Source organism: Isoptericola variabilis (assembly GCF_050311655.1).
GTDB classification, from domain to species: domain Bacteria; phylum Actinomycetota; class Actinomycetes; order Actinomycetales; family Cellulomonadaceae; genus Isoptericola; species Isoptericola variabilis.
In genome coordinates this window covers 1-20,847 of the sequence record NZ_JBNOZM010000001.1, presented here as the reverse complement: position 1 = coordinate 20,847, position 20,847 = coordinate 1, and the positions used below count along the sequence as shown (strand labels likewise).

General features: G+C 73.7%; 20 protein-coding genes. 2 read left to right on the top strand and 18 right to left on the bottom strand.

The genetic code is table 11. The features are described 5' to 3' along the window. Positions 1 to 2: 2 nt before the first annotated feature. Entirely contained in the window at positions 3 to 932 is a 930-nt protein-coding gene (locus tag ACQP60_RS00100) for an HAD family hydrolase (protein ID WP_429727798.1), read from the top strand. On the opposite strand, the gene ACQP60_RS00095 is transcribed toward ACQP60_RS00100, so the two are convergent. From ACQP60_RS00095 to ACQP60_RS00065, 7 genes are all read right to left on the bottom strand, one after another. Then, on the bottom strand, positions 902 to 1,795 hold the full coding sequence (locus tag ACQP60_RS00095; RefSeq protein ID WP_429727797.1) for a potassium channel family protein: 894 nt from the start codon (positions 1,793 to 1,795) through the stop codon (positions 902 to 904). The genes ACQP60_RS00100 and ACQP60_RS00095 overlap by 31 nt on opposite strands. A gap of 60 nt (positions 1,796 to 1,855) precedes the next feature. Next, a complete protein-coding gene (gene htpX, locus ACQP60_RS00090) occupies positions 1,856 to 2,749 on the bottom strand; it encodes a zinc metalloprotease HtpX (protein ID WP_429727796.1) in 894 nt (297 codons plus the stop codon). Between the two features lie 143 nt (positions 2,750 to 2,892). Next, positions 2,893 to 4,299: an FAD-dependent oxidoreductase gene (locus tag ACQP60_RS00085; protein ID WP_429727795.1), complete on the bottom strand. Its 1,407-nt coding sequence runs from the start codon at positions 4,297 to 4,299 to the stop codon at positions 2,893 to 2,895. Positions 4,300 to 4,479: 180 nt separating this feature from the next. Continuing rightward, positions 4,480 to 5,061, bottom strand: a complete 582-nt coding sequence (locus ACQP60_RS00080; protein WP_429727794.1) for a hypothetical protein — start codon at positions 5,059 to 5,061, stop codon at positions 4,480 to 4,482. Between the two features lie 119 nt (positions 5,062 to 5,180). Then, positions 5,181 to 5,477 (bottom strand): WXG100 family type VII secretion target, encoded by a 297-nt coding sequence (locus ACQP60_RS00075; RefSeq protein WP_106265076.1) that lies wholly within the window; start codon positions 5,475 to 5,477, stop codon positions 5,181 to 5,183. Between the two features lie 235 nt (positions 5,478 to 5,712). After that, a complete protein-coding gene (locus ACQP60_RS00070; RefSeq protein ID WP_344246257.1) occupies positions 5,713 to 6,009 on the bottom strand; it encodes a WXG100 family type VII secretion target in 297 nt (98 codons plus the stop codon). 158 nt (positions 6,010 to 6,167) lie between these two features. Then, positions 6,168 to 6,992, bottom strand: a complete 825-nt coding sequence (locus ACQP60_RS00065; protein WP_429727793.1) for a hypothetical protein — start codon at positions 6,990 to 6,992, stop codon at positions 6,168 to 6,170. A gap of 146 nt (positions 6,993 to 7,138) precedes the next feature. On the opposite strand from ACQP60_RS00065, the gene ACQP60_RS00060 reads away from it, so the two are divergent. Beyond that, entirely contained in the window at positions 7,139 to 7,402 is a 264-nt protein-coding gene (locus ACQP60_RS00060) for a hypothetical protein (RefSeq protein ID WP_429727792.1), read from the top strand. Between the two features lie 13 nt (positions 7,403 to 7,415). Here ACQP60_RS00060 and ACQP60_RS00055 read toward each other — a convergent pair whose 3' ends face one another. From ACQP60_RS00055 to ACQP60_RS00005, 11 genes are all read right to left on the bottom strand, one after another. Further along, complete coding sequence (locus ACQP60_RS00055) at positions 7,416 to 8,060, bottom strand: hypothetical protein (protein ID WP_429727791.1); 645 nt, start codon at positions 8,058 to 8,060, stop codon at positions 7,416 to 7,418. Continuing rightward, positions 8,057 to 8,692, bottom strand: coding sequence for a hypothetical protein (locus ACQP60_RS00050; RefSeq protein ID WP_429727790.1), 636 nt, complete (start codon positions 8,690 to 8,692; stop codon positions 8,057 to 8,059). Before ACQP60_RS00050 ends, ACQP60_RS00055 begins: the two co-directional genes overlap by 4 nt. Beyond that, positions 8,689 to 10,152, bottom strand: coding sequence for a hypothetical protein (locus ACQP60_RS00045; protein ID WP_429727789.1), 1,464 nt, complete (start codon positions 10,150 to 10,152; stop codon positions 8,689 to 8,691). Before ACQP60_RS00045 ends, ACQP60_RS00050 begins: the two co-directional genes overlap by 4 nt. 12 nt (positions 10,153 to 10,164) lie before the next feature. Beyond that, the gene (locus ACQP60_RS00040; RefSeq protein WP_429727788.1) at positions 10,165 to 10,464 is read right to left on the bottom strand and encodes a hypothetical protein; all 300 of its coding nucleotides are present in this window, start codon (positions 10,462 to 10,464) and stop codon (positions 10,165 to 10,167) included. Positions 10,465 to 10,576: 112 nt separating this feature from the next. Further along, entirely contained in the window at positions 10,577 to 15,046 is a 4,470-nt protein-coding gene (locus ACQP60_RS00035) for a type VII secretion EssC family protein (RefSeq protein WP_429727786.1), read from the bottom strand. A gap of 60 nt (positions 15,047 to 15,106) precedes the next feature. Beyond that, on the bottom strand, positions 15,107 to 15,364 hold the full coding sequence (locus ACQP60_RS00030; RefSeq protein ID WP_429727785.1) for a hypothetical protein: 258 nt from the start codon (positions 15,362 to 15,364) through the stop codon (positions 15,107 to 15,109). Further along, on the bottom strand, positions 15,361 to 16,071 hold the full coding sequence (locus ACQP60_RS00025) for a hypothetical protein (RefSeq protein ID WP_429727784.1): 711 nt from the start codon (positions 16,069 to 16,071) through the stop codon (positions 15,361 to 15,363). The genes ACQP60_RS00030 and ACQP60_RS00025 overlap by 4 nt, the downstream gene beginning before the upstream one ends. Further along, on the bottom strand, positions 16,068 to 17,693 hold the full coding sequence (locus ACQP60_RS00020) for a serine/threonine-protein kinase (protein ID WP_429727783.1): 1,626 nt from the start codon (positions 17,691 to 17,693) through the stop codon (positions 16,068 to 16,070). Before ACQP60_RS00020 ends, ACQP60_RS00025 begins: the two co-directional genes overlap by 4 nt. Next, a complete protein-coding gene (locus tag ACQP60_RS00015) occupies positions 17,694 to 19,472 on the bottom strand; it encodes an FHA domain-containing protein (protein ID WP_429727782.1) in 1,779 nt (592 codons plus the stop codon). Next, on the bottom strand, positions 19,469 to 20,308 hold the full coding sequence (locus tag ACQP60_RS00010) for a PP2C family protein-serine/threonine phosphatase (protein WP_429727781.1): 840 nt from the start codon (positions 20,306 to 20,308) through the stop codon (positions 19,469 to 19,471). Before ACQP60_RS00010 ends, ACQP60_RS00015 begins: the two co-directional genes overlap by 4 nt. After that, positions 20,305 to 20,847: FHA domain-containing protein (locus ACQP60_RS00005; RefSeq protein WP_429727780.1), on the bottom strand; the 543-nt coding region annotated here is incomplete at its 5' end. The genes ACQP60_RS00010 and ACQP60_RS00005, both read right to left, overlap by 4 nt.

Sequence of the window (20,847 nt, the reverse complement as noted above, 5' to 3'; positions counted from 1 at the left end):
GCATGACGGGGGACGCGGACGGCGGCGCACGCCGCGGGCTGCCGCGCGTCGTCGCGACGGACCTCGACGGCACGCTGCTGCGCTCGGACGGCACCGTCTCCGCGCGCACGCGCGACGCGCTCCGGGCCGTGGAGGAGGCCGGCACCGAGGTCGTCTTCGTCACCGCCCGCCCGCCGCGCTGGCTGGCCGACCTGGCCGACCTCGTCGGCGGCCACGGCCGCGTCATCGCCCTGGGCGGCGCCGCGGTCTGGGACCTGGGGTCCGGCCGCGCGCTGGACGCCTGCGGCTTCGGCGACGGCGTCGTGCGCGACCTCGTCGCCGGGCTGCGGGAGGCCGTGCCCGGCGTGGGCCTCGCCGTCGAGACCGTCCGCGGCCCCGCCTTCGACCCCTGGTTCCCCGACGGCGAGCCGGGCCTCGACCGCGGTCTGCGCGCCGTGCCCGTCGAGGACGCGCTCCGCGGCGGGGACGACGCCGTCGCCAAGCTCCTCGCGGTCCGGCCCGGCACGCCGACGCAGGGCTTCGGCGTCGTGCAGCGCGGCGACGTGCGGGACGACGCGCAGGAGGCCTTCTTCGAGCGGGTGCGGGACGTCGTCGGCGGGCGGGCCGAGCTGCACTACTCGGGCGCGGCCGGGCTCGCCGAGCTGCTCCCGCCCGGGGTGACGAAGGACGTCGCGCTTGCCCGGTGGTGCCGCCGCCTCGGCGTCGACGCCCGCGACGTGTGGGCCTTCGGCGACATGCCCAACGACCTGCCGATGCTGCGCTGGGCCGGTCGCGGCCACGCCGTCGCGAACGCGCACCCCGACGTGCTCGCGTGCGCGGACGCCGTCGTGCCCGGCAACGACGACGACGGCGTCGCCGCCGCGCTGGAGGCGGCGCTCGACCCGGCCCCGCCCGCCGGGGCTCACTCGCCCGCGGGGCCGCCCTCCCCCTGAGCGCGCTGCCGGTCGGCGACGAGCTGGGCGCGCAGCTCCTGCACCTCCGCGACGAGGAGGGCGACCTGCGCCTGGCTGACCATGCCGACGGGCGCCTCCCCCGCCGGGCCGGCCGGCCCGCGAGCCGCCCCGCCCAGGCGGTCGTCCGGCGACGAGGTGTCGGTGACCCGCTCCACCAGCCACGACGACAGCGTCGCCGTCACGACGCCCAGCAGCGCGATGCCGCCGAGCATGAGGCAGACCGCGATGACGCGGCCGACGGGCGAGACGGGGGCGAGGTCGCCGTAGCCGACGGTCGTGATGGTCACCATGGCCCACCAGAAGCCGTCGCCGAGGTTGACGATGTCCGCCCCGGGCACGCCCCGCTCGGCCTGGGTCACGGTGAGCGCGCCGACGATCACCAGGAGGGCGGTGCCCGCCGCGGCGAACCGCACCACCCGGCCCCGCAGCCGCACGGCGTTCACCCGGTTGAGGCGCACCACCACGGACACGAGCAGCAGCGGGCGCAGCACGGGCAGCACGACCACCGCGAGCTCGAGCGGGTGCCGGCGGACGTACCGCCACGGGTGAGGGGCCAGCCGGGCGCGCACGAGATAGTCGAGGACGAAGAGCAGCCACGTCACCGCGAGGACGAACGAGCAGGCGGCCCGGACCTCCGGAGGGACGTCGGGCCGCGCGATCGGGATCGCGTACGCGACGAGGAACAGCAGCGAGATCGCGGTCAGCGGCCACTCGGTGGCGGCCTGCCAGCGCCGCAGGCGCGCGTGACCCGCGTCCGCGTGCGACGACGGCGGGCGCTCCCGCGGACCGGGCGCGGCCGTGTCAGGGGTGTCGTCCCGGCCGCCCGGTAGGGCTGAGGTCATCGCAGGTCAGCCTGGCAGACCGGCGCCGGCCACGCTCCCCGAGCGCCGCCCCACGCGGCGTCAGTAGCGGGTGATTCCCCCGGGGCCGAAGCCCGTGCCGCCGGCCATCTTCTCCAGGCGGGCGATGCGGTCCGCCATCGGCGGGTGCGTGGAGAACATCTTCGCCATGCCGGCACCGCGGAACGGGTTGGCGAGCATGAGGTGCGAGACGTTCTGCAGCTCGCGGGTCTGCGGCAGCGGCGCCTTCGCGGTGCCGGACTCCAGCTTGCGCAGCGCCGACGCGAGCGCCATCGGGTCGCCGGTGAGCTTGGCGCCGTCCTCGTCCGCGTCGTACTCGCGCGTCCGGGAGATCGCCATCTGGATCATCATCGCCGCGAACGGCGCGAGGATCGCCATCGCCAGCGCGGCCAGCGGGTTGCCGCCCTCGCGCCGGTCGCCGCCACCGAAGATCAGCAGGAACTGCGCCAGCGAGGTGATGACGCCCGCCATCGCGGACGCCACCGACGACGTGAGGATGTCGCGGTTGTACACGTGCATCAGCTCGTGCCCGAGCACGCCGCGCAGCTCCCGCTCGTCGAGCAGGCGCAGGATGCCCTCGGTGCAGCACACCGCCGCGTTCTTGGGGTTGCGCCCCGTCGCGAACGCGTTCGGCGCCTGCGTGGGCGAGATGAACAGGCGCGGCATGGGCTGGCGGGCCTGGGTCGAGAGCTCCCGCACGATGCGGTACATCTCCGGCGCCTCGAGCTCCGTCACCGGGTAGGCGTGCATCGCCCGGATCGCGATCTTGTCGGAGTTCCAGTAGCCGACGAACGTCGTGACGAGGCCGATCCCCACGAAGACGACGAGCATGCCCGCGCTGCCGCGGAAGAACAGGGCCCACAGGCCGAGGACCACGGCCCACATGACGCCGAAGAGCGCCGCCGTTTTGAGACCGTTGAAGTGCTGGTGGCCCATGTGTCCTGCTGTCTCCTTCCGTGCGTCCCGCCCGCGCCGGCGCGCCGGCAGGATCCCACGAGGTGAACGCGCCGAGGGCCCGGGCGGTTCCCGCCCGGGCCCTCGTGCCGATCCGTCAGTACCGACGCGTCAGCGGCGCGCCGTCAGGCGCGGCCCTTCGCGATGTCCAGCATCTCCTCGCGCGGCACGACCTTGATGCGCTCGCGGCCGTGCGGCTCGCCGAGAGCCTTCTCGTGCTCGTCGAGCAGCACGAAGTCGTCCCACTCGACGACGTCGACGCCGCGGTCGGCGAGGAAGTCCAGCACGGCCTGCGGGTCCGCCTGCGTGGCGGTGCGGCCGGCGGTCAGGTCCCCGGTCGCGACGTCGCCGCCGTCGCCCACGCCCGTGACGTCCTCCACGAGGTGGCGGATCGTCTCCGACGCGTCGGACTTGGTGTGGCCGATGAGGCCGACCGGCCCGCGCTTGATCCAGCCGGTGGCGTACACGCCGGGCAGGTGCTCGCCGTCGAGGTCGACGACGCGGCCCTCGCGGTTGGAGATGACGCCCTTGAGCTCGTCGAAGGGAATCTCCGGCAGCGGCGAGCCGAAGTAGCCGACCGCGCGGTAGACGGCCTGGACCGGCCAGTCGTGGTGCTCGCCCGTGCCCTTGACCGTGCCGTCGCCCTGCAGGGCGGTGCGCTCGGTGCGCAGCCCGACGACCTTGCCGCCGGAGCCGAGGATCTCGGCCGGGGCGTGCAGGAAGTGCAGGTGCAGGCGACGGGAGGCCTTCTGCGTCGACGGGTCGACGAGCGTCCAGTCCGTGAGCGTCTTGACGACCTGCTTCGTCTGGTTGGACGACTCGACGGCGGCCATCGAGCCCTCGTCGAAGTCGTAGTCCTCGGGGTAGACGACGATGTCGACGTCCGGCACGTGGCCGAGCTCGCGCAGCTCCAGCGGCGAGAACTTCACCTGCGCCGGGCCGCGCCGGGCGAAGACGTGCACGTCGGTCACCGGCGACGACTTGAGGATGTCGTAGACGTTGGCCGGGATCTCGGTGGGCAGCAGGTCGTCCGCGTGCTTGGCGAGGATGCGCGCGACGTCGAGGGCGACGTTGCCGGCGCCGAGCACGGCGACCTCCTTGGCCTCGAGCGGCCAGGTGCGCGGCACGTCCGGGTGCCCGTCGTACCAGGACACGAAGTCGGCCGCGCCGTACGAGCCGTCGAGGTCGATGCCGGGGATCGGCAGCTCGTGGTCCTTGATCGCGCCCGTGGAGAAGATCACGGCGTCGTAGAACTGGCGCAGGTCGTCGAGCTTGAGGTCGACGCCGTAGTCCACGTTGCCCAGCAGGCGCACGTCGCCGCGGCCGAGCACGCGGTGCAGCGCGGTGATGATCTGCTTGATGCGCGGGTGGTCCGGGGCGACGCCGTAGCGCACGAGGCCGAACGGCGCGGGCAGGCGTTCGAAGAGGTCGATGCTCACGTCGAGGTCGGTCTTCGACAGGATGTCCGCGGCGTAGATGCCGGCGGGGCCTGCGCCGACGATCGCGACGCGCAGAGGTCGGATGCTGCTCACTGCGGGGTACGCCTTCCGGATCGGTGATGCGTGGCGTTCGATTCTAGGAGGATTCTCCTGCGAACTGGTGAGGGTTACCTCACCTTCAGGGTCCAGCCTTACCCAGGGTGCCACAACCGTCTCATCCGGTGAACAGGTTGTCTCGCTCGTCGGGCACTGGTGCCGGGGGCACGCACCGCGTCACGGCGCCGTCGTGAGCTCCTGGACCGCCCGGGCGAGGTCCGCGCCGGCCGCGCCGCCCGCCGCGCGCAGCGGCCGGTACGCCGGCACCACGGTGACCGACGTCGCCCGGTCCGACACCCTCACGGCGCCCGACTCGCGCGACCCGTACACGGCGCGCGCCTGCGCCACGCCGTCCGGCACCCGGCGCACCACCCAGCGGGGCGCCTCCTCGCGACCCACCCAGACCTCGACGGCGCCGTCGCCCACCGCGAGGGCGACCGGGTTGCCGCCCATCCCCGAGATGCCCTGGGTGCGGGCCCCGGCCGCGCGCGCCTCGTCGAGCGTGTCCGCGGTCGTGAACGCCGGGACCACGACCGCGCCCGGGCGCAGGCGTGTGACGTGGTCCCGGACCGCGCCGGCCCGGCGCACGACCACCGCCAGCGTCACCCCCACGATGACGACCACCACGAGGAGCGCGATCCAGATCGTGGCGCCCTCGATGCCGTCGCGCGAGACGGTGATCGCGAGGCGCAGCACCGAGATCGCGAGGAACAGCACGAGCGCGGTGACGAACCACCTGCGTCGGGAACGGGAGTCCACCCTGCCTCCAGGGACGTGTCGGGTCGGGGCCGCGCACCACGCGGTGCGCCGGCGACGTCGGTACCGCAGACGACGAGGGGCGGTCCGGAACCCGGACCGCCCCTCGACCTCGGCTGGTGTCAGCCGCGGATGCCCTGCGCCAGCTGCGCGTCCGCGTCGGACAGCGTCTGCGCGGCCTGCTCCAGGAACGACGCCATACCCTCGAGGCCCTCGATGGCCTGCGTGGTACCGGTCGTGAACTCCTCGTAGGACGTCTGGAACGCGCCCGACGCCTGGTCGGTCACGAAGCCCGACGACACCAGGTTGTTCACCTGGGTCTGCAGGTTGTGCAGGATGTCCGTCATCTGCTGCTGACCGTTGCGCAGCTGCCCCGCCTGCGACCGCAGCTCGTCGTACGTGACGTTCATGTTCGCCATGAGAAGCTCCTCAGCTCATCAGTGGTTCGGCCGGCCCCCTTGCGGCCGATCCGTCGTCCGGGGACGACCCTAGCCGCCGCCCCCAAGCACCGTCGATGGGGACTCCTCCCCATCCGGGAACCCGTGCCGCCAGCATGGCCCGGCCCCGTCCCTGGTCCGTGGACGCGTCGAGGGGCGGCCCGGTGAACCGGACCGCCCCTCGACGTCCCGACCACCGGCCGGGAGAAGGCTGAGATCAGCCGCGGATGCCCTGCGCCAGCTGCGAGTCCGCGTCGGACAGCGTCTGCGCGGCCTGCTCCAGGAACGACGCCATACCCTCGAGGCCCTCGATGGCCTGCGTGGTACCGGTCGTGAACTCCTCGTAGGACGTCTGGAACGCGCCCGACGCCTGGTCGGTCACGAAGCCCGACGACACCAGGTTGTTCACCTGGGTCTGCAGGTTGTGCAGGATGTCCGTCATCTGCTGCTGACCGTTGCGCAGCTGCCCCGCCTGCGACCGCAGCTCGTCGTACGTGACGTTCATGTTCGCCATGAGAAGCTCCTCAGCTCATCAGTGGTTCGGCCGGCCCCCTTGCGGCCGATCCGTCGTCCGGGGACGACCCTAGCCGCCGCCCCCAAGCACCGTCGATGGGGACTCCTCCCCATCCGGGAACACGTGCCGGTCTCGTCCCCGAGCCGTCGACGCGCCGGTCACGTGCCCGAGGGGTCGCCGCGGGACAGCCGCGCCCGCCGCTGCTCGCGCACCCGGGCCAGCCGGTCGCGGCGCTCGGCGGCGCTGAGATCCGTCAACGGCCGGTCGTGGTCCGGCGCCGACGGGTCGGCGAGACGCCGGCGGAAGGCCCGGACCCCGAGCACGAGCGACGCTAGGAGCAGCACCACCACGGCGACGGCCGACACGGCGCGCACCGGGTCCGGCACGTCGGGGGCGAGCGCCGCGATCGCGCACGGCCAGGCAAGGCCGGCCGGCAGCATCGCGACCACCGTCCGCCCGTCCACGCTCCAGCCGGCGGCGTAGAACCGCATCACCCGGTCCGTGAACGCCGTCGACCGCACCGGCTGGAGCGACAGGGCGACGCTCGTCGTCGTCGGGGGCCCGAACGTGCTGCCCCGGGCGCCGCGCGTCGTGAACGAGAGCTTCTCGCCGCGGTAGCGGCGGTCCAGCGCGCGCCCCGCATAGACGAAGGACAGGACCGCGAGCGGCCACGACGCGGTCAGCACGTACCACCCGCCGGAGCCGATCGCGAGGGCGAGCACCGGCAGCACGATCACCACGACGCCGAGCGCCTCCAGCGGGTTCGACAGGCGCTCGCCGACGCCGGCCACCAGCGCCTCCGAGTCCACGAAAGCCAGGTAGGGCACCGAACCCACGAGCAGCAGCAGCGCGACCAGCCAGATCCCTGTCCACACCAGCCCCACGAACAGGTACCCGAGCGGCCGCAGCACGAGGCTCCATCGTGCGGGCGGCGGTGGCGCCGGTGTCGAGGCCTCCGGCGCCTCGGCCCTCGTCCCGGTCATCGTCCCTCCCTGTCGGTGCTGCGTCGGGGTGTCAGACTAGCCGCCGGGCCGCGCGCCCCGACGACGGCGGCCGGATCGCCGACCGCCACGGGCGCGTGACGACAGCAGGGCGGACCAGCACGGTCCCGACGACAGGAGCGGACGAGATGACCGGCAAGAAGGACGCGGCGCGCGACACCGCCGCCAACCAGGCGATGCGACCGGCCGGCTACGCGCTCGGCGCGGCCGTCGTGATCTGCGTGCTCGGGGTGGTTCTCAACGTCGCCGCACCCCACCTGTTCGCGACCCTGGGCGGCTGGGTGACGGTCGTGGTGGTCTTCCTCGTCGTCGCCGTCTGGGCCGGCCTGGACATGGTCCGCCGGACCAACCGCAACGTCGCCCGGATGCAGGACGACGACTCGGGCCGCTGACCGCCCTGCGCCCTCAGAAGGCCGCGGACTCCTCGGCGTCGTCGATAAACGCGACCGAGTCCACGATCTCGTCGAAGAGGATCGCGAAGGGTTCCGCCGACGGGATGTCCGAGGCGTTCGCGCGGACGAGCAGCATCCTCGACGGGTCCTTCGGGTGCGGCATGTGATATTCGAGCCGCATCGTCAGGACGTCGACCGCGTCGTCGCCGTCGCCGGCCTGACCCTGGGTCATCTCGACGACGCGGGCTGCCGGCCGGCCGTTGCGCTGGACGGCGACCTCGCCTTCGGGGTAGGCGGCCCGCAGCGCCCCCTCGTAGTCGCCCTCCGCCACGAGCGGGCCCGCCGCGGCCGGCCACTCGTCGTCGACCATGAGGATCGCCGCCGGGAAGGGGACGCCGGGCGCGATCTCGAGCGACATGAGGTAGGTGTGCACGCCGATCGAGGCGGCCTCGCGCGCGGTGGCCAGCAGCTCGTCCACCGCCTGGCGGCGCATGCGCGCCAGTCTGTCCGCGGTGCCGACCTGACGGCGCACGAGACGCTTGATGAACGCCGTGGCCTTCTCCGGGCTCTCCAGCGGGATGCTCACCCAGGTGCCCGGCACGATGATCCGCACCTCACCGCCGAGCACCTTGAGCTCGGGGGTCGCCTCCTGCGTCATGCCTCCTCCGTCTCGACCGTCAGCCCGACGAGCAGGTCGAGCATCTCCTGGGGCATGTCGTCGAAGGTCCCGACGCTGCGTGCCACGGCCGTCACCTCGACCATGTCCGGGCTGCCCGGGGGGAAGACCCCCAGCACCACGCGCTCCTCGAGGACCCCGGAGCCCTCGTCGCCGAACTCGCCGAAGTGCGTGATCATGGCGTGCAGTCCCGTCACGTCTCCGGCGGCCGACGTGCCGTCGAAGCGGCTCGCGAACGCGTAGTCGTGCTCCTCCGACGTCTCCACGACGGACGTGAGCTGCGCGGCGAACTCCTGGGCTCCGAGGCCCGGCTGCGCCGTCACCGTCACCATCGCGTCGACCACCCCGAGCTCCGGCCTGCGGACCAGGGCCCCGGTCACCAGGCCGGGCAGCCCCGTGTCGGCGACCGCGTGCCCCACGGCCTCGAGCTGGCTCGCCAGCTCGAGCGCCAGGTCCTGTCCGGGCACCTCGAGGTCGCGAGCCGCCGCTGCCTCGGCCACCAGCTGCGCAGCGGTCGACCGCGCCCACTCCCCCACGAGGCCGGGCGTCTCGGTCGGGACGGTGTACCAGGCCTCGGGGAGCCGCAGCTCGAAGCCCGCGATGCGTCGGCTCACCAGGAGCCCGCCACGTACCCGCCGTGCCCGAACACGTCGTCGATGCCCGTCACCGCGTTGTTGACGTTGCCGGGCGACCCGGTGATCTTGCCCCACGCCCCGCCGGCGCCGCTGGTGACCAACGAGTTGCCCTCGCCGTAGATGCCCCAGCCGTCGCCGCCGCTGATGCCCATACCGAGCTTGCCCGCGTTGTTCGCCAGGCTGGCCGTCTGGTGGAAGACCGCCCCGACGGACGCGATGGCCTGCGCGTTGCTGGTCACGTTGTCGATCCGCAGACCCGTCTGGTTGAAGTGCGAGATCATGTCGACGACATCGTCGTTGCCCAGGGTGAACCGGGCCGCGCCGTCCTTGTAGGGCAGGGGGAACTGCGAGCCCTGCCAGGACTTGAACGCGTTCTTGTACAGGCCGTTCTTCACCATGCCCGCCACGGCCTTGTCGCCGGCGGAGCGCACGAAGGGCGACTTGAGCACCTCGGTGACCCGCTGCCCCCTGGTCATGGCGAACGTCTTGCGCGAGCTCTTGAGCAGCGCGGCGCCGAACTTCGCCTTCGCCGCCCCGTTGCTCATGGTGGCGGCCGTCTGCACCACGGAGCGGGCCTTCGCGTACTTGGCGACCGAGCTGATGGCCTTGCCGCCGAAGAGGCCCATGACGCCGAGCCCGACGCCCAGCAGCATCGCCCCGAAGCCGATCTCTCCGCGGGCAAACTTCACGATGCTCTCGACGATGGAGATGATCGCGCCGATCGCAGCGAGCACCAGCAGGATCTGGCCGAGGACGGGCACCCACGACAGGAAGATCGCCAGGATCCCCGCGATGTCGCAGATCACCTTGAAGACCTTGTAGACGCCCTTGACGACGTTCATCACCTTGTCCCAGGTGCTGTCCTCGAGGCCGTGGACCTTCTCGCCGGACACGACCTCGTCGATCTTGGAGATCGCGGCGCTCGCGGCCCGGTTCTTGTCGTCGTGGCCGCCGTTCCAGTATCCCTCCTGGACCGCGATCTGGCCCTCGAGGTCGCTCACGGCGTCGCCCGCGCTCGTCGCGGCGCGCTGCGCCTCGCTCGTCTCTGCCGGCGACGCGTCGTCGGGGAGGTCGTCCACCGAGCTCTCGGCGCTCCGTTGCGTCGCCTGGGCGTGGTCCAGCTGGTCCCGCAGGGTGCGCAGCCGCACCGCCGCGGGGTCGGCCTCGTTCTTCGCCGCGCGCAGGGCCGCACCGTAGGTGGTCAGCGCCTCGCCCGTGAACGAGTACCGGTCCTTCGCCTTCTCGATGTCCTCGCGGACCTCGCTCGCGAGCTTGCGGGTCGCCTCCATGGACTTCGCCGTCGTGCTCGTGTCGTCGACGATCTGCTGGAGCGTGCCGATCGAGCGGCTGATCGCCTCTGCGAGCTCGGTGTACCGGCGCCCCTTGGCCTCGACGGTGCCCGGGGTCCCGTCGAGCTCGTCCCACTGCGTGTCGCTCATGCCGACCTTCTCCTACTTCTTCGCCGCGTCTTCGAGGGACTTGGCCAGCTCGCTGTCGATCTCCGTGAACGTGTCAGCGATCTGGGCGATGATGTCAGACAGCTTCTTGACGTTCTCGAGCATCTCGCCGCGCTTGATCTCCCACTTGTCGGCGAAGTCGTTCACCCGGTCGCGGAGCTCGTCGTGTCCCGTCGCCTCCGCCGCGTCCTGGGCGTGGGAGTCGGCGTTCTCGAGCTCGCTGCTGATGGACTTCAGGTCGTCCTTCAGCGTCCTCAGCTGTTCCATGTCGATGGACAGGTCGTACCCGGCCACAGCTCCCCCTCGTCGTCGCACCGCGGCTCGTCGTCTCGTCGCCGGGCAGCACCGTAGCCGAGGGCGACGGCGCCGGTCGATGGGGAGGACTCCCCATCCGCGCGGCGCGTCCTCACGCGTCCAGCACCAGCGGCAACTGCACGCGCGTGTGCTTGCCGCGCGCGATCCAGGCCCCGCGGCCGACGGGGAACTCACCCTTGCCGGCGCGCGGCAGGGACGTCTTGAGGATGGTGTCGCCGTCAAGGTTCTCCGGCTGCAGGATGAGGCCTCGGCGGCCGTTCTTCACCTCGCCCAGGAGGGGCCAGGTCGCGGCCCAACCGGCGGTCTCCGCCTCGGCCACCAGCAGGTGGTCGCTGTTGCGGATCGCCTTCGTGAGGTCCTGGATGGGCTTGTCCGCCGGGGACTGCAGGTACTCGTTGATGCCCTCGATCAGGACGACGACACCGGGGTCGACGTCCTCGTCCTGCACGGCGGCGAGCAGGTCCGCGGCGAGCGCCTTGACCTTCTCCACCCCGGTGGCCACCTCGGTCCAGGGCAGCTTGTCCGCGATCGCCGACCGGCCCTGCGCGAACAGGTACAGACGCGCGTCGGGGTTGGCCCGCAGCACCGCCCGGCCGATCGCGACCAGCGCGTTGCTGCGACCCGACCCCGGCGGGCCGGCGACGACCATGGTGCCCGTGGGTTCGAATGGCACCGGGCCCAGGGTGATGCCGTCCAGACCGAGCACCGGCTGACCGTCCACCTGGTCCGGCAGCTCTCCGGCGTCGTACTCGGTCGGCAGCACGCGCACCCCGGGCGCCGGGCGGACTCCCGCCTGGAGCATCGACTGGCCCAGCTTCTCGGTCGCGGCCGCCTGCGCGGACACGGACGTCGTGCCGCCGATCACGGCGACCTGGACCTCGAGCCCGTCGAGCAGCGCGCGGCCGTTGGGCGAGTCCGCCGTGATGACGTCGCGCGGCGCGTTGAAGGCCAGGTACCCGTCGTCGGTCATCCGGAGCAGGAGGTTGCGCTGCACCATCGAGCGCACGTACGTGGGCACCGCGCCCGAGCGGTCAGCGGTGAACACGACATGCATACCCAGCGCGCGGCCGTCGTTGAGGATGTCGCGGAACACGTCGAACCACTCGGCGCGGCCGGCGCCGACCTCGAAGTCGTCACGGAACCCGGGGAAGCCGTCGACGAGCAGCAGGATGCGCGGCACGTCGGCACGGCCGATGAGCTGGCGATACTCGGTGACGCTCGACGCCGACACGGCGGCGAACGCCTCTCCGCGGCGCTGCAGCTCGTCGCGCAGCATCCGCATGAGGCCGACGACCCGCTCGACGTCGTCCCCGCGGGCGACCGTGCCCACGTGCGGCAGGGCGGACAGCATCCGCAGCGCGCCGGCCGCGAAGTCCAGGCCGTACACGTGCACCGGGCCGCCGCGGGGGGTGATGCCCGCCGCCGCCGCCAGCGTGCGCAGAGCCGTGCTCTTGCCCGCGCCGCCCGTACCGTACACGCCCAGGTGACCGTCGACGTCCGGCACGAAGTACACGGGCCGCTGGGCCTGCTGCTCCGGGATGTCCGCGACGCCGACGAGCAGCTCGGTGTCGGTGCGCTGGTGCAGGCGGGTCAGGTCGTAGGCGTCCGCCATGGAGTCCAGCCACGGGCGGCGCGGCACGGGCAGCCGTCCCAGCTCGAACGCCTCGCTGACCCGGGCCACGAGCCGCTGCTGGTCGTTGGGGCCGAGATCCATGTCGTCGTCCACCGCGGCCGGGTCGACCGGCTCCTCCCACTTCTCCTCGCGACCGAAGTGCAGCCCCGCGACCTCGATCGCTGCCCGCTCCGGCTCCCGGGTGCTCCAGGCGCCCGCGTAGCCGGACTGAAAGGCCTGCAGGCGACCCGGACCGGTCTTCACCACGCCGCGGCCGGGAATGGCCGGGTCGATGTGCGCGGCGTCCTTGATGTCGACGACGTCGCTGGAGTCCGACTCGTCGGCCATGCGCAGCGCCACACGCAGGTTGGTGTTCGCGCGCAGGTTGTCCTTGATGACACCGGCCGGCCGCTGCGTGGCCATGATGAGGTGGATGCCCAGCGAGCGTCCGCGCTGCGCGACGTCCACGACGCCGTCGACGAACTCGGGTACGTCCCCCACCAGCGCCGCGAACTCGTCGATGACGATGACGAGCGCGGGCGGCGTCTCCGGGTCACCGCGCTTCTCCAGCTCGAGCAGGTCCTTGACCTTCTTGCGGTTGAACAGGTGCTCGCGGTGGTGCAGCTCGGCGCGCAGCGAGGTCAGGGCCCGCAGCACCAGGTGCTGGGAGAGGTCGGTGACCAGACCGACGCAGTGCGGCAGCTGGACGCAGTCGGCGAACGCCGACCCGCCCTTGTAGTCCACGAACAGGAACGTCACGCGGTCCGGGCTGTACTCCGCCGCCATCGCGAGCACCCAGGCCTGCAGGAACTCCGACTTGCCGGCACCGGTGGTGCCGCCCACCAGGGCGTGGGGGCCCTGCGTGCGCAGGTCGAGGTGCTGCGCGTCGAGGCCGGCCGAGCCGACGATGGCGCGGAGCGTCCCTGCGCGCTTGCGCGGCACGGCCTGCGTGCGGTCGTAGACGGACAGGTTCTGCCGCCAGCGTTCCAGCACGGCGTGCGGGTCCTCGAACAGCTCGTGACCCAGCAGCGTCGGCATCGTCACCGACCGGGGCAGGTCGGAGGAGTCCGCGACGATCGCGCCCGCGTCGAACACGGGGGCGAGCCGACGGCCGTAGTCCAGGGCGGTGGTGGCGTCCACCTCCTCCAGCTCGACGTCGTCCACCCAGCGACCGAGGCGCACCATGCCCACGCGCGGGCCGTGCTCGCCCAGGTCGACGAAGGTGCGGCACGCAGCCGGCAGGTACGCCGTGTCGGCCGAGATCCACAGCGGGAAGACGCCAGCGTCCGGCCCCTGCTCGGCGAGCTGCACGAGGCGGGCGCGCTCGACGTCGATGTCGTCGGAGATGACCACCACGACGGCCGGCACAGGCGACCGGGTCCCGGCCTCCGCCTTCGTGGTGCCGACCTCGGCGCCCCGCTCGAGCGCGGCGTCGTCCTCGTCGATCGCGCCCCGCCGCTGGGCACCGCCACGCTGCGCCTTCAGCCGCGTCGTGACCAGTTCCTCGAGCTCGGCGACGAGCCGGGCGGCCCCGCTCGCCGAGTCGGCGAGGTGGTGTCCCTCCACGGGGCTCTGCGGCGACGACGTGTGCGGGATCCACGTCAGCCACTGCAGGTGCCGGGTCCACACCGGGCTGACCATGCCGGTGACCACCAGCTCCGACGGCGAGTGCAGACCCGTGAGCTGCAGCAGCACGGCGTTCAGGCTGCCCGCCACCTGCGCGGGCGGGCCCGCGAAGCCGAGCGCGCCGGCGTCGTACAGGTTCTCGACCACCGGCACGCCCGACACGTTCTCGTACCGGTCCACGACCGCGTCCAGGCGTTCCTGGTACTCCTTGATGAGCGCGCCCTTGGCCGCGTCCTTCACGGTGTTGCGCGACGGCATCGTGCCGATGCCGAAGCGCACGTTGAGGAAGCTCCAGTGCTCAGGACGGCGCGTCCACAGCATCGGCCCGTGCCGCATCGCCTCGGCGAACACGTGCTGCGTGGCGGGTGCCTCGCGCAGCCGCACCGAGCGCTCCGTCTCCTCCTCGCCCCCGAGCGCGTCGCGCAGCGCGTCCAGTCGCTCCTCGAACCGTGCGATGTCGCGCTCCTTGCGCTTCTTGATCTGCCGGTTCCGCGTCAGGTAGTTGCCGAGCAGCATGATCGGGGACATCGCGATGAACACCAGGCCCATGACTCCGCGGCCCATGGCGACCATGAAGCCGCCCATGAGGACCGGCGCCAGCATGGCCAGCAGCGGGAACGGCTGCGGCTCGGTCTCGGTCGGCACCTCGGGCGACTCGAACTCCTCGCCCTTGTACCGCGCCTCGACCCGCGGCGACCGCGTGAACGGCACGGGCCCCGCCTTGGGCGCCACGCCCGTCAGCGTCTGCGGCTTGCGTCGCTCGATGGTCATCACCGTGTCGCCGACGGTGACCCGCTGGCCGCCCTCGACGCGCAGCCGCTGCACGTGGTCGCCGTCCACCAGCAGGCCGTTCGCGGAGCCCAGGTCGACGACGTCCACCACGTCCGAGACGTCGAGCCGCAGGTGCTGCTTGGACACGAGGGGGTCGCTGAGCACGACGTCGCACCCCGGCGCCCGGCCGAGCGTCCAGCTGCCCTCGGGGAGGTCGATCGCGCCGCCGTCCGCGAACCGCAGGGTCGCGCGCACCTCGCGCGAGGTCTGGTAGTCGAAGCCCGGCCGGTCCAGGTCCACGACGGCGACCTCGGCGCCCGACCCGATCCACGCCTCACCCAGTGCGGCGTCGGCCGGCAGGCGGGTGGGCCGGTCCTGGCCGGGCAGGCGCGCCTCGATCGTCTTGCGGCCGGCGCCGACCGCCCCCGTGGCCCCGGGGTCCACGCGGGCCAGCGTGGACGCCACCTCGCCGATCGTCGCCCCCGCGTCGGCGGTGATGACGACGTCGTCGTGCGTGGTGTCGGGGCGCCGGAGCGTCACCTTGACGCGCATCGCTCTCCTCGGGTCGTTCTGTCGGTGTCGGTGGGGACCGGCCGCGTCGGCCGGTCCGGGTCAGGAACCCCGGCGGGCGATCGCGCCGACGACGGCGGTGACGGCCGCCCCGGCCAGCGCGCTGAGGCCGATGATGCGCCAGTTGCCGCCGTCGGTGAGCTCACGGCCGATCGACCGCCAGTAGTCCAGCGGGTCGCCGGTACCGGCACCGTCGGTGACGACGCCGGCAGCCACGAGGATCACGAACGCGATGGCGGCGGCTCCCCCGGCGACCACGACCACGAGCTGCCAGAGCTCCGGGCGCGTGGGGCGGTTCACTCGCCGTCCTTTCCCTCGTCGTCGGCCAGGTCCAGCAGGGGCAGGTCATCCGAGGTCACGAGCCGCGACGCGACGGCGTACTCCACGAGCCTCGCGCGCCGGTTGGTGGCGAGGCCGCCGGAACCGCCGCGCAGCCCCTTGACCCCCACGCGGTCGAGCTTCTCGCACACGTTGTCGAGCTTGCGGTTGAACCGGGTCGTCGTCCACCCGAGGCGTGCCGCCGCCTCGGCGGAGGACGGGATCTCGGACAGCCCCGTGCCGTCGCGGCGCAGCATCGGCTCGCACAGGGCGACCACGAGCTGCCGCTGGCTCACGGTGAACGGGATCATCCCGATGGTGGTGGCGCCGCCCTCCGGCTCCTCCGAGCGGATCTCCGCGTACGGGGAGGGGCTGAGCCGTGCGAGCAGCTCGTACGTGGTCGGGCCGGCGGTGAAGACGATGGACGTCGAGGGGAAGACGATCGGCAGCGACGTGCCCGGCGAGAGCCAGGACTGCACCCCGCCCGCCGCGTCGCACACGGTGGCCGACAGGCGCGCGCCCACGTTGCCCAGCCACCACAGGCCGGAGGCGTACGTCAGGTGCAGGAACCGCCGGTGCAGGTACGGGTTGTCGTCCAGCGCCAGGTCGCCCTCGCGGCCGATCTCGAACACCGCCGCCGGGTCGGGCCGGAACCACTCGCCCGCGAACTCCACCGCGAGGTCGCTCATGGGACGCACACCCCCTGCGGCTCGACAGAGAACGCCCCCCGGCGCACGATGACGACCTCGACGCAGGTCTCACCGGAGCCCGCCTTGTCGACGGTGACAGTGGGCTCCTCCACCTGCTGGTAGTGGGCCTCCTCCAGCGCCTTCGGCTCGCGCCAGCCGTACGTGTCGCCGTCCACGGGGTCGGGGTTCGCCCAGGTGAACACCACCTTGTCGCCCTCGACCGTGCCCTCGAGCTCCGTCACCGCGGGCACCAGACCGCCCAGGTTGTCGGCCGGGGGCGCGGGGTCGTCGCCGGCACCCGTGGCCACCGGCGTGGGGGCGACGTCGGGGTCCTGCGCGCCGTCGGGCCACAGCACGACCGCGAGGGTCACCACCAGGGCGGCCACGACCGCGACGAGCCCGACCACGAGGCCGGTCGTGGCCCGGCCGCGACGCGGCTCCTCCGGGGCCGGGGCGGGCGCCGGAGGCGCCGTCGTCCCGGCCGGAGCCATCGGCATGGACGGGGCCATCGACCGGTGCACCGTGTCCCCGAGGTCGTCGGCCAGGACGCCCTGGGGCGTGCCGGTCGTGGCAGCCGGGACCGACGAGGACCAGGAGGGCCGGGGCGGGGCGGCGGGAGCCGGCGCCGCGAGCCCGCCCGCAGCCGTCGCCGGGCCGCGCGGGTCGACCGAGACGACCTCGCGCAGGCGGGTGCCGACCTCGTCGTCGTCCGGCCCGGACGCGCTCCCGTCGTCGTCGAGCACCTGACCGCGGTCGTCCAGGAGGTCGATCGGCGTGACGGCGAACGAGAGGTCCGTCTGCACGGCCTGGAGCGCGCGCGCGAACGCGAGCGCCGTCGGGTACCGCGCCTCCGGGTTCTTCGCCATCGCCGTGGCGAGCACCCGCTCCAGCGAGGCCGGCACGTCGTTCCGGCCGGTGGGCTGCAGCGGCGACGACTCGATCCGCGACACGAGGTCCGCGCTGGAGTTCGACCCACCCGGCACCTCGAACGGCGTCCGCGACGCGAGCAGCGAGTAGGTCGTGGCGGCCAGGCCCCAGACGTCGGTCGCGACGGAGGTGCGCGGTGGCTCCGCGAACGACTCGGGCGGCGACCACGGGATCGACATGCCCTCCGCGAGCCCGGCGTCGTCCAGCGTGGACGAGATGCCGAAGTCGGTCAGGGCGGGGTGCCCGTACTCGGTGACCAGGATGTTGGCGGGCTTGATGTCCCGGTGCAGGATGCCCGCGCGGTGGGACGTCTCGACCGCGCCGGCGACCTGCACGGCGATGCGCAGCACGTCCGGCACGCTGAGCCGCTCGGCGCGGTACCGCGCGCCCAGGTTGGGCCGGGAGCAGAACTCCATCGCGAGGTACGGGCGGCCGTCCGCGGCGACGTCCGCCTCGTACATCGTGACGATGGACGGGTGGGTGGACAGGGTGGCCATGAGGTCGGCCTCGGCCTCGAAGGCCTCCCGCTGCCCCTCGTTCGTCCACTCGTGCAGCAGCACCTTGACCGCGACGCGCCGACGCGGGCGCCGCTGCTGGTAGAGGAAGACGTCCGAGAAGCCGCCCGAGCCGATGAGGGAGACGTACTCGTACCCCTCGATCTCGGGCGGCGGTGACGGCGGGCGCTTGCGGCTCACTCAGAGGATCCCTTCGAAGGTCAGCGTCACGCCGTCGCCCAGGTCGACGACGTCCCGCGAGACGACGAGCACAGGCTCTCCCGGGTGCAGGCGCAGCGGCGGCTGCCCCGACCGCAGCAGGGTGGTGCCGTTGGTCGTGCTCATGTCGCTGACGAGCACGTGCCAGCCCTCCAGCCGCACCTCGACGTGGGACCGGGAGATGTCCTGCTGCGGGCTCGGGACGGTCACCAGGCGGGGCAGGTCGTCCCCGGTCGCCCGGGGCGAGCGCGGGCGGCGCCCGACGACGACGGGTCGGTCCAGCGTGACGCGCGGCCCGCCCGAGACGCTCATCACGCCGAGCGCCGGCCGGGGCACCTGCCGCGCCTCCCCCACGAGCGACTGCCCGCACGTCGCGCAGTCGTCCCGCTGCGGGGGGTTGGGGTGCCCGGCCGTGCACGAGCGCGCCAGGATCATCGGCCGCCCCGGCTGCGGGGCAGCCGCGAACGACGGGCCGGGCGGAAGCGTGACCGGGACGTCCGGGACCGGCGCGGCCGCCGCCGGGGTGCTCGCTGCGGCACGCAGGTCTGCGATCGCGGACGACAGCACGGTGCTGCCGTCGATCTCGTCGGCTCCCGCGGCCGGCGCGCCCGTGAACCCTGTCGCGGACGGGGGGGACCCTGCCGCGGCGGGGACGGACGGTACCGGACCGGAGGGAGCGGTGAAGGCGGGAGCCAGCGTCTCGGGCGAGGGCCCGGCGTCGTCCTCCCCCGGCGGTGCTGCCGGCGCCTCGACCGGTGGCGGCCCGGCCCCCGGCGCACCCGCCGCGGAGGCGTCGGCGTCGCCGGCCTGGACCGCCTCTCCCGCCGGGGAGGCGTCCGCGGAGGGCGTGCCGTCGTCCTCCGCGTCGTCCTCCGCGTCGTCCTCCGCGTCGTCCTCGCCCTGCGGCCGCACGGCCGCGGCCTCCACCGCGCGGTGGACCGTCGACCCCCAGAGGTGGTCGTAGCCCGTGCTCTCCTCGACCGGGGGCTCGCCCGCGCCGGCAGCACCGCCGGCGGTCGCGCCCCCGTCGTCGGCGCGGTCCCCGGCGAGGTCGTCGGCACGGACCTCTGCACCGGTTGGGCCGGGGGCCGGCTCCGCGGCCGCGGGGCGCGGGACGTCGTCGGACGTCACGGTCAGGCCGGGCACCATGGTGGCCTCGGGGGCGATGGTCGCCTCGGGCGCGACCGGCGCGGCGAGCGCTGGGGCGGCCACGACCGGCGTCGGCGCGCCGGCCGGCTCGGGACCCGAGTCCTCCCACGGCTCGCGGACGGGCTCTGACCGGCGGACCGCGACCGCGGGCAGCGGCTCCCCGGTGAGCCGGGTGCCGACGGAGCGCACGAGGACCACGCCCGCGTCGAGCGGCAGGGCACGCGCGTCGACGAGGTCCTCGGGCTCGGTGACTCCGACCTGCACGGCGAGGTCGACCACCTCGTCGAAGGTCCGTTCCGCCCAGGTCGTGACGCCCTCGCCGGACACGTGGTCCCGGCCGTCAGCCCGCGCGACCGTCACGGACGTGGCGCCACGGCTCGCGACCTGCACGCGCCGCCCGTCGGCGACCGCGATCGCGAACGGGGGCAGGGACGCCAGGCTCGAGCCGAAGGACCCCGTGAGCACCTCGAGGACCGGCACGACGCCGGGCCGCTCGCCGAGGGTGGTCCACAGCTCGTCCACGAGCTCGGGGGTCACCTTCTCCGGCAGCACGACCACGGCCCCGCCGCGCACCACGGCGTACGCCGGGCCGATCACGTAGCGCACCGTCACGTCAGCGCCCCCTCCCACGGCGACCGCCGGGGCACCGTGTCCTCGTCGTCCTCCTGGCCGGCGCGCCCGTCCCCCCGGGGCGCCGTGCGCTCCAGGGCGTCGGTCAGCCCTGTGGCGTCCACCACGATGACCGTGATGTTATCCCGGCCTCCCGCGGCCAGGGCCTCGCCGACCAGCCGCTCGGCGGCCACCTGGGGATCGGCCTCGACGAGCAGCACCTCGGCCACCCGACGGTCGGTCAGCTCGGCCGTCAGACCGTCCGAGCACACGAGCATCCGGTCGCCCGCGTGCACGGGCAGGAACCAGAAGTCGGGCTCCGGGTCGTCCGGGGCCCCCAGCGCGCGCGTCACGACGTGCCGGCGGGGGTGCGTGAGTGCCTGGTGCGCGGTGATCCGCCCGGCGTCGACCAGCTCCTGGACCTCCGAGTGGTCCACGCTCACCTGCTCGAGCACGCCGTCCGCCGACCGGTAGGTGCGAGAGTCGCCCACGTTGACCACGAGCCAGTACGGCTCACCGCCCTGGTCGGTGAGGACGACACCCGAGAGCGTCGTGCCGGCACCCCGGCCGGGTGCGGTCTCGATGGCGCGCACGGCGTCGTGCGCCGCGCGCACGCGGCAGCGCACCTCGTCGACCCCGACGACCTCCGAATCGCCCAGGGGCGAGAGCGCGGCCACCGCGGCCGCGCTCGCGACCTCCCCGGCGTCGTGCCCGCCCATCCCGTCGGCGACGAAGAAGACCGACCCGCGCGCGAGGTAGGAGTCCTCGTTGAGCCTGCGGCGGGCGCCCTGGTGCGTCGCCGCGCCCCAGAGCAGGCCGAGGCTCACGGGTGCCGTCATGCTCCGGCGTCCTGGCCGACCACGGTGAGGCGGCGCGCGCCGGCCTGCACGACCCATCCCGCGGCGACCGTCACCGGCCGCCCCACGACGAGCTCCTGCACCGCGCCGCCCGGCGCGATGACGGCACTGCCGTTGGTGCTGCCCAGGTCCATGACCTGCAGCCCCTGCGCGGTCGGCACGAGCTCGAGGTGGGTCTTCGACACCGAGCGGGTCGGGTCCTCGACGCGCAGCAACGTCGCGGGCGCGCCGCCGTCCTGCTGCGGCTGACGACCGACGAGCGTCCGCGTCGCGACGTGCACCCGGCGCTCGGGGTCGATCTCGACGACGATCCGCGGCGGCACGCTGCCGTCTCCCGGGCTGCGGCGGGAGGACACGCTGAACCGGGTGGCCTCCAGGTCCTCCAGGTCGTCCGGGAGCGGGGCGCCGGGCGCAGCCGGTGCGGGCGCCAGCGGCTCCGCGGCCGGGGCGGGCGGTGCCGGGTGCGGCGGCGTCGCCGGCGGGGCGCCCGGGGCGCGCGGGGGTGTCGCGGCGCGTGGCCG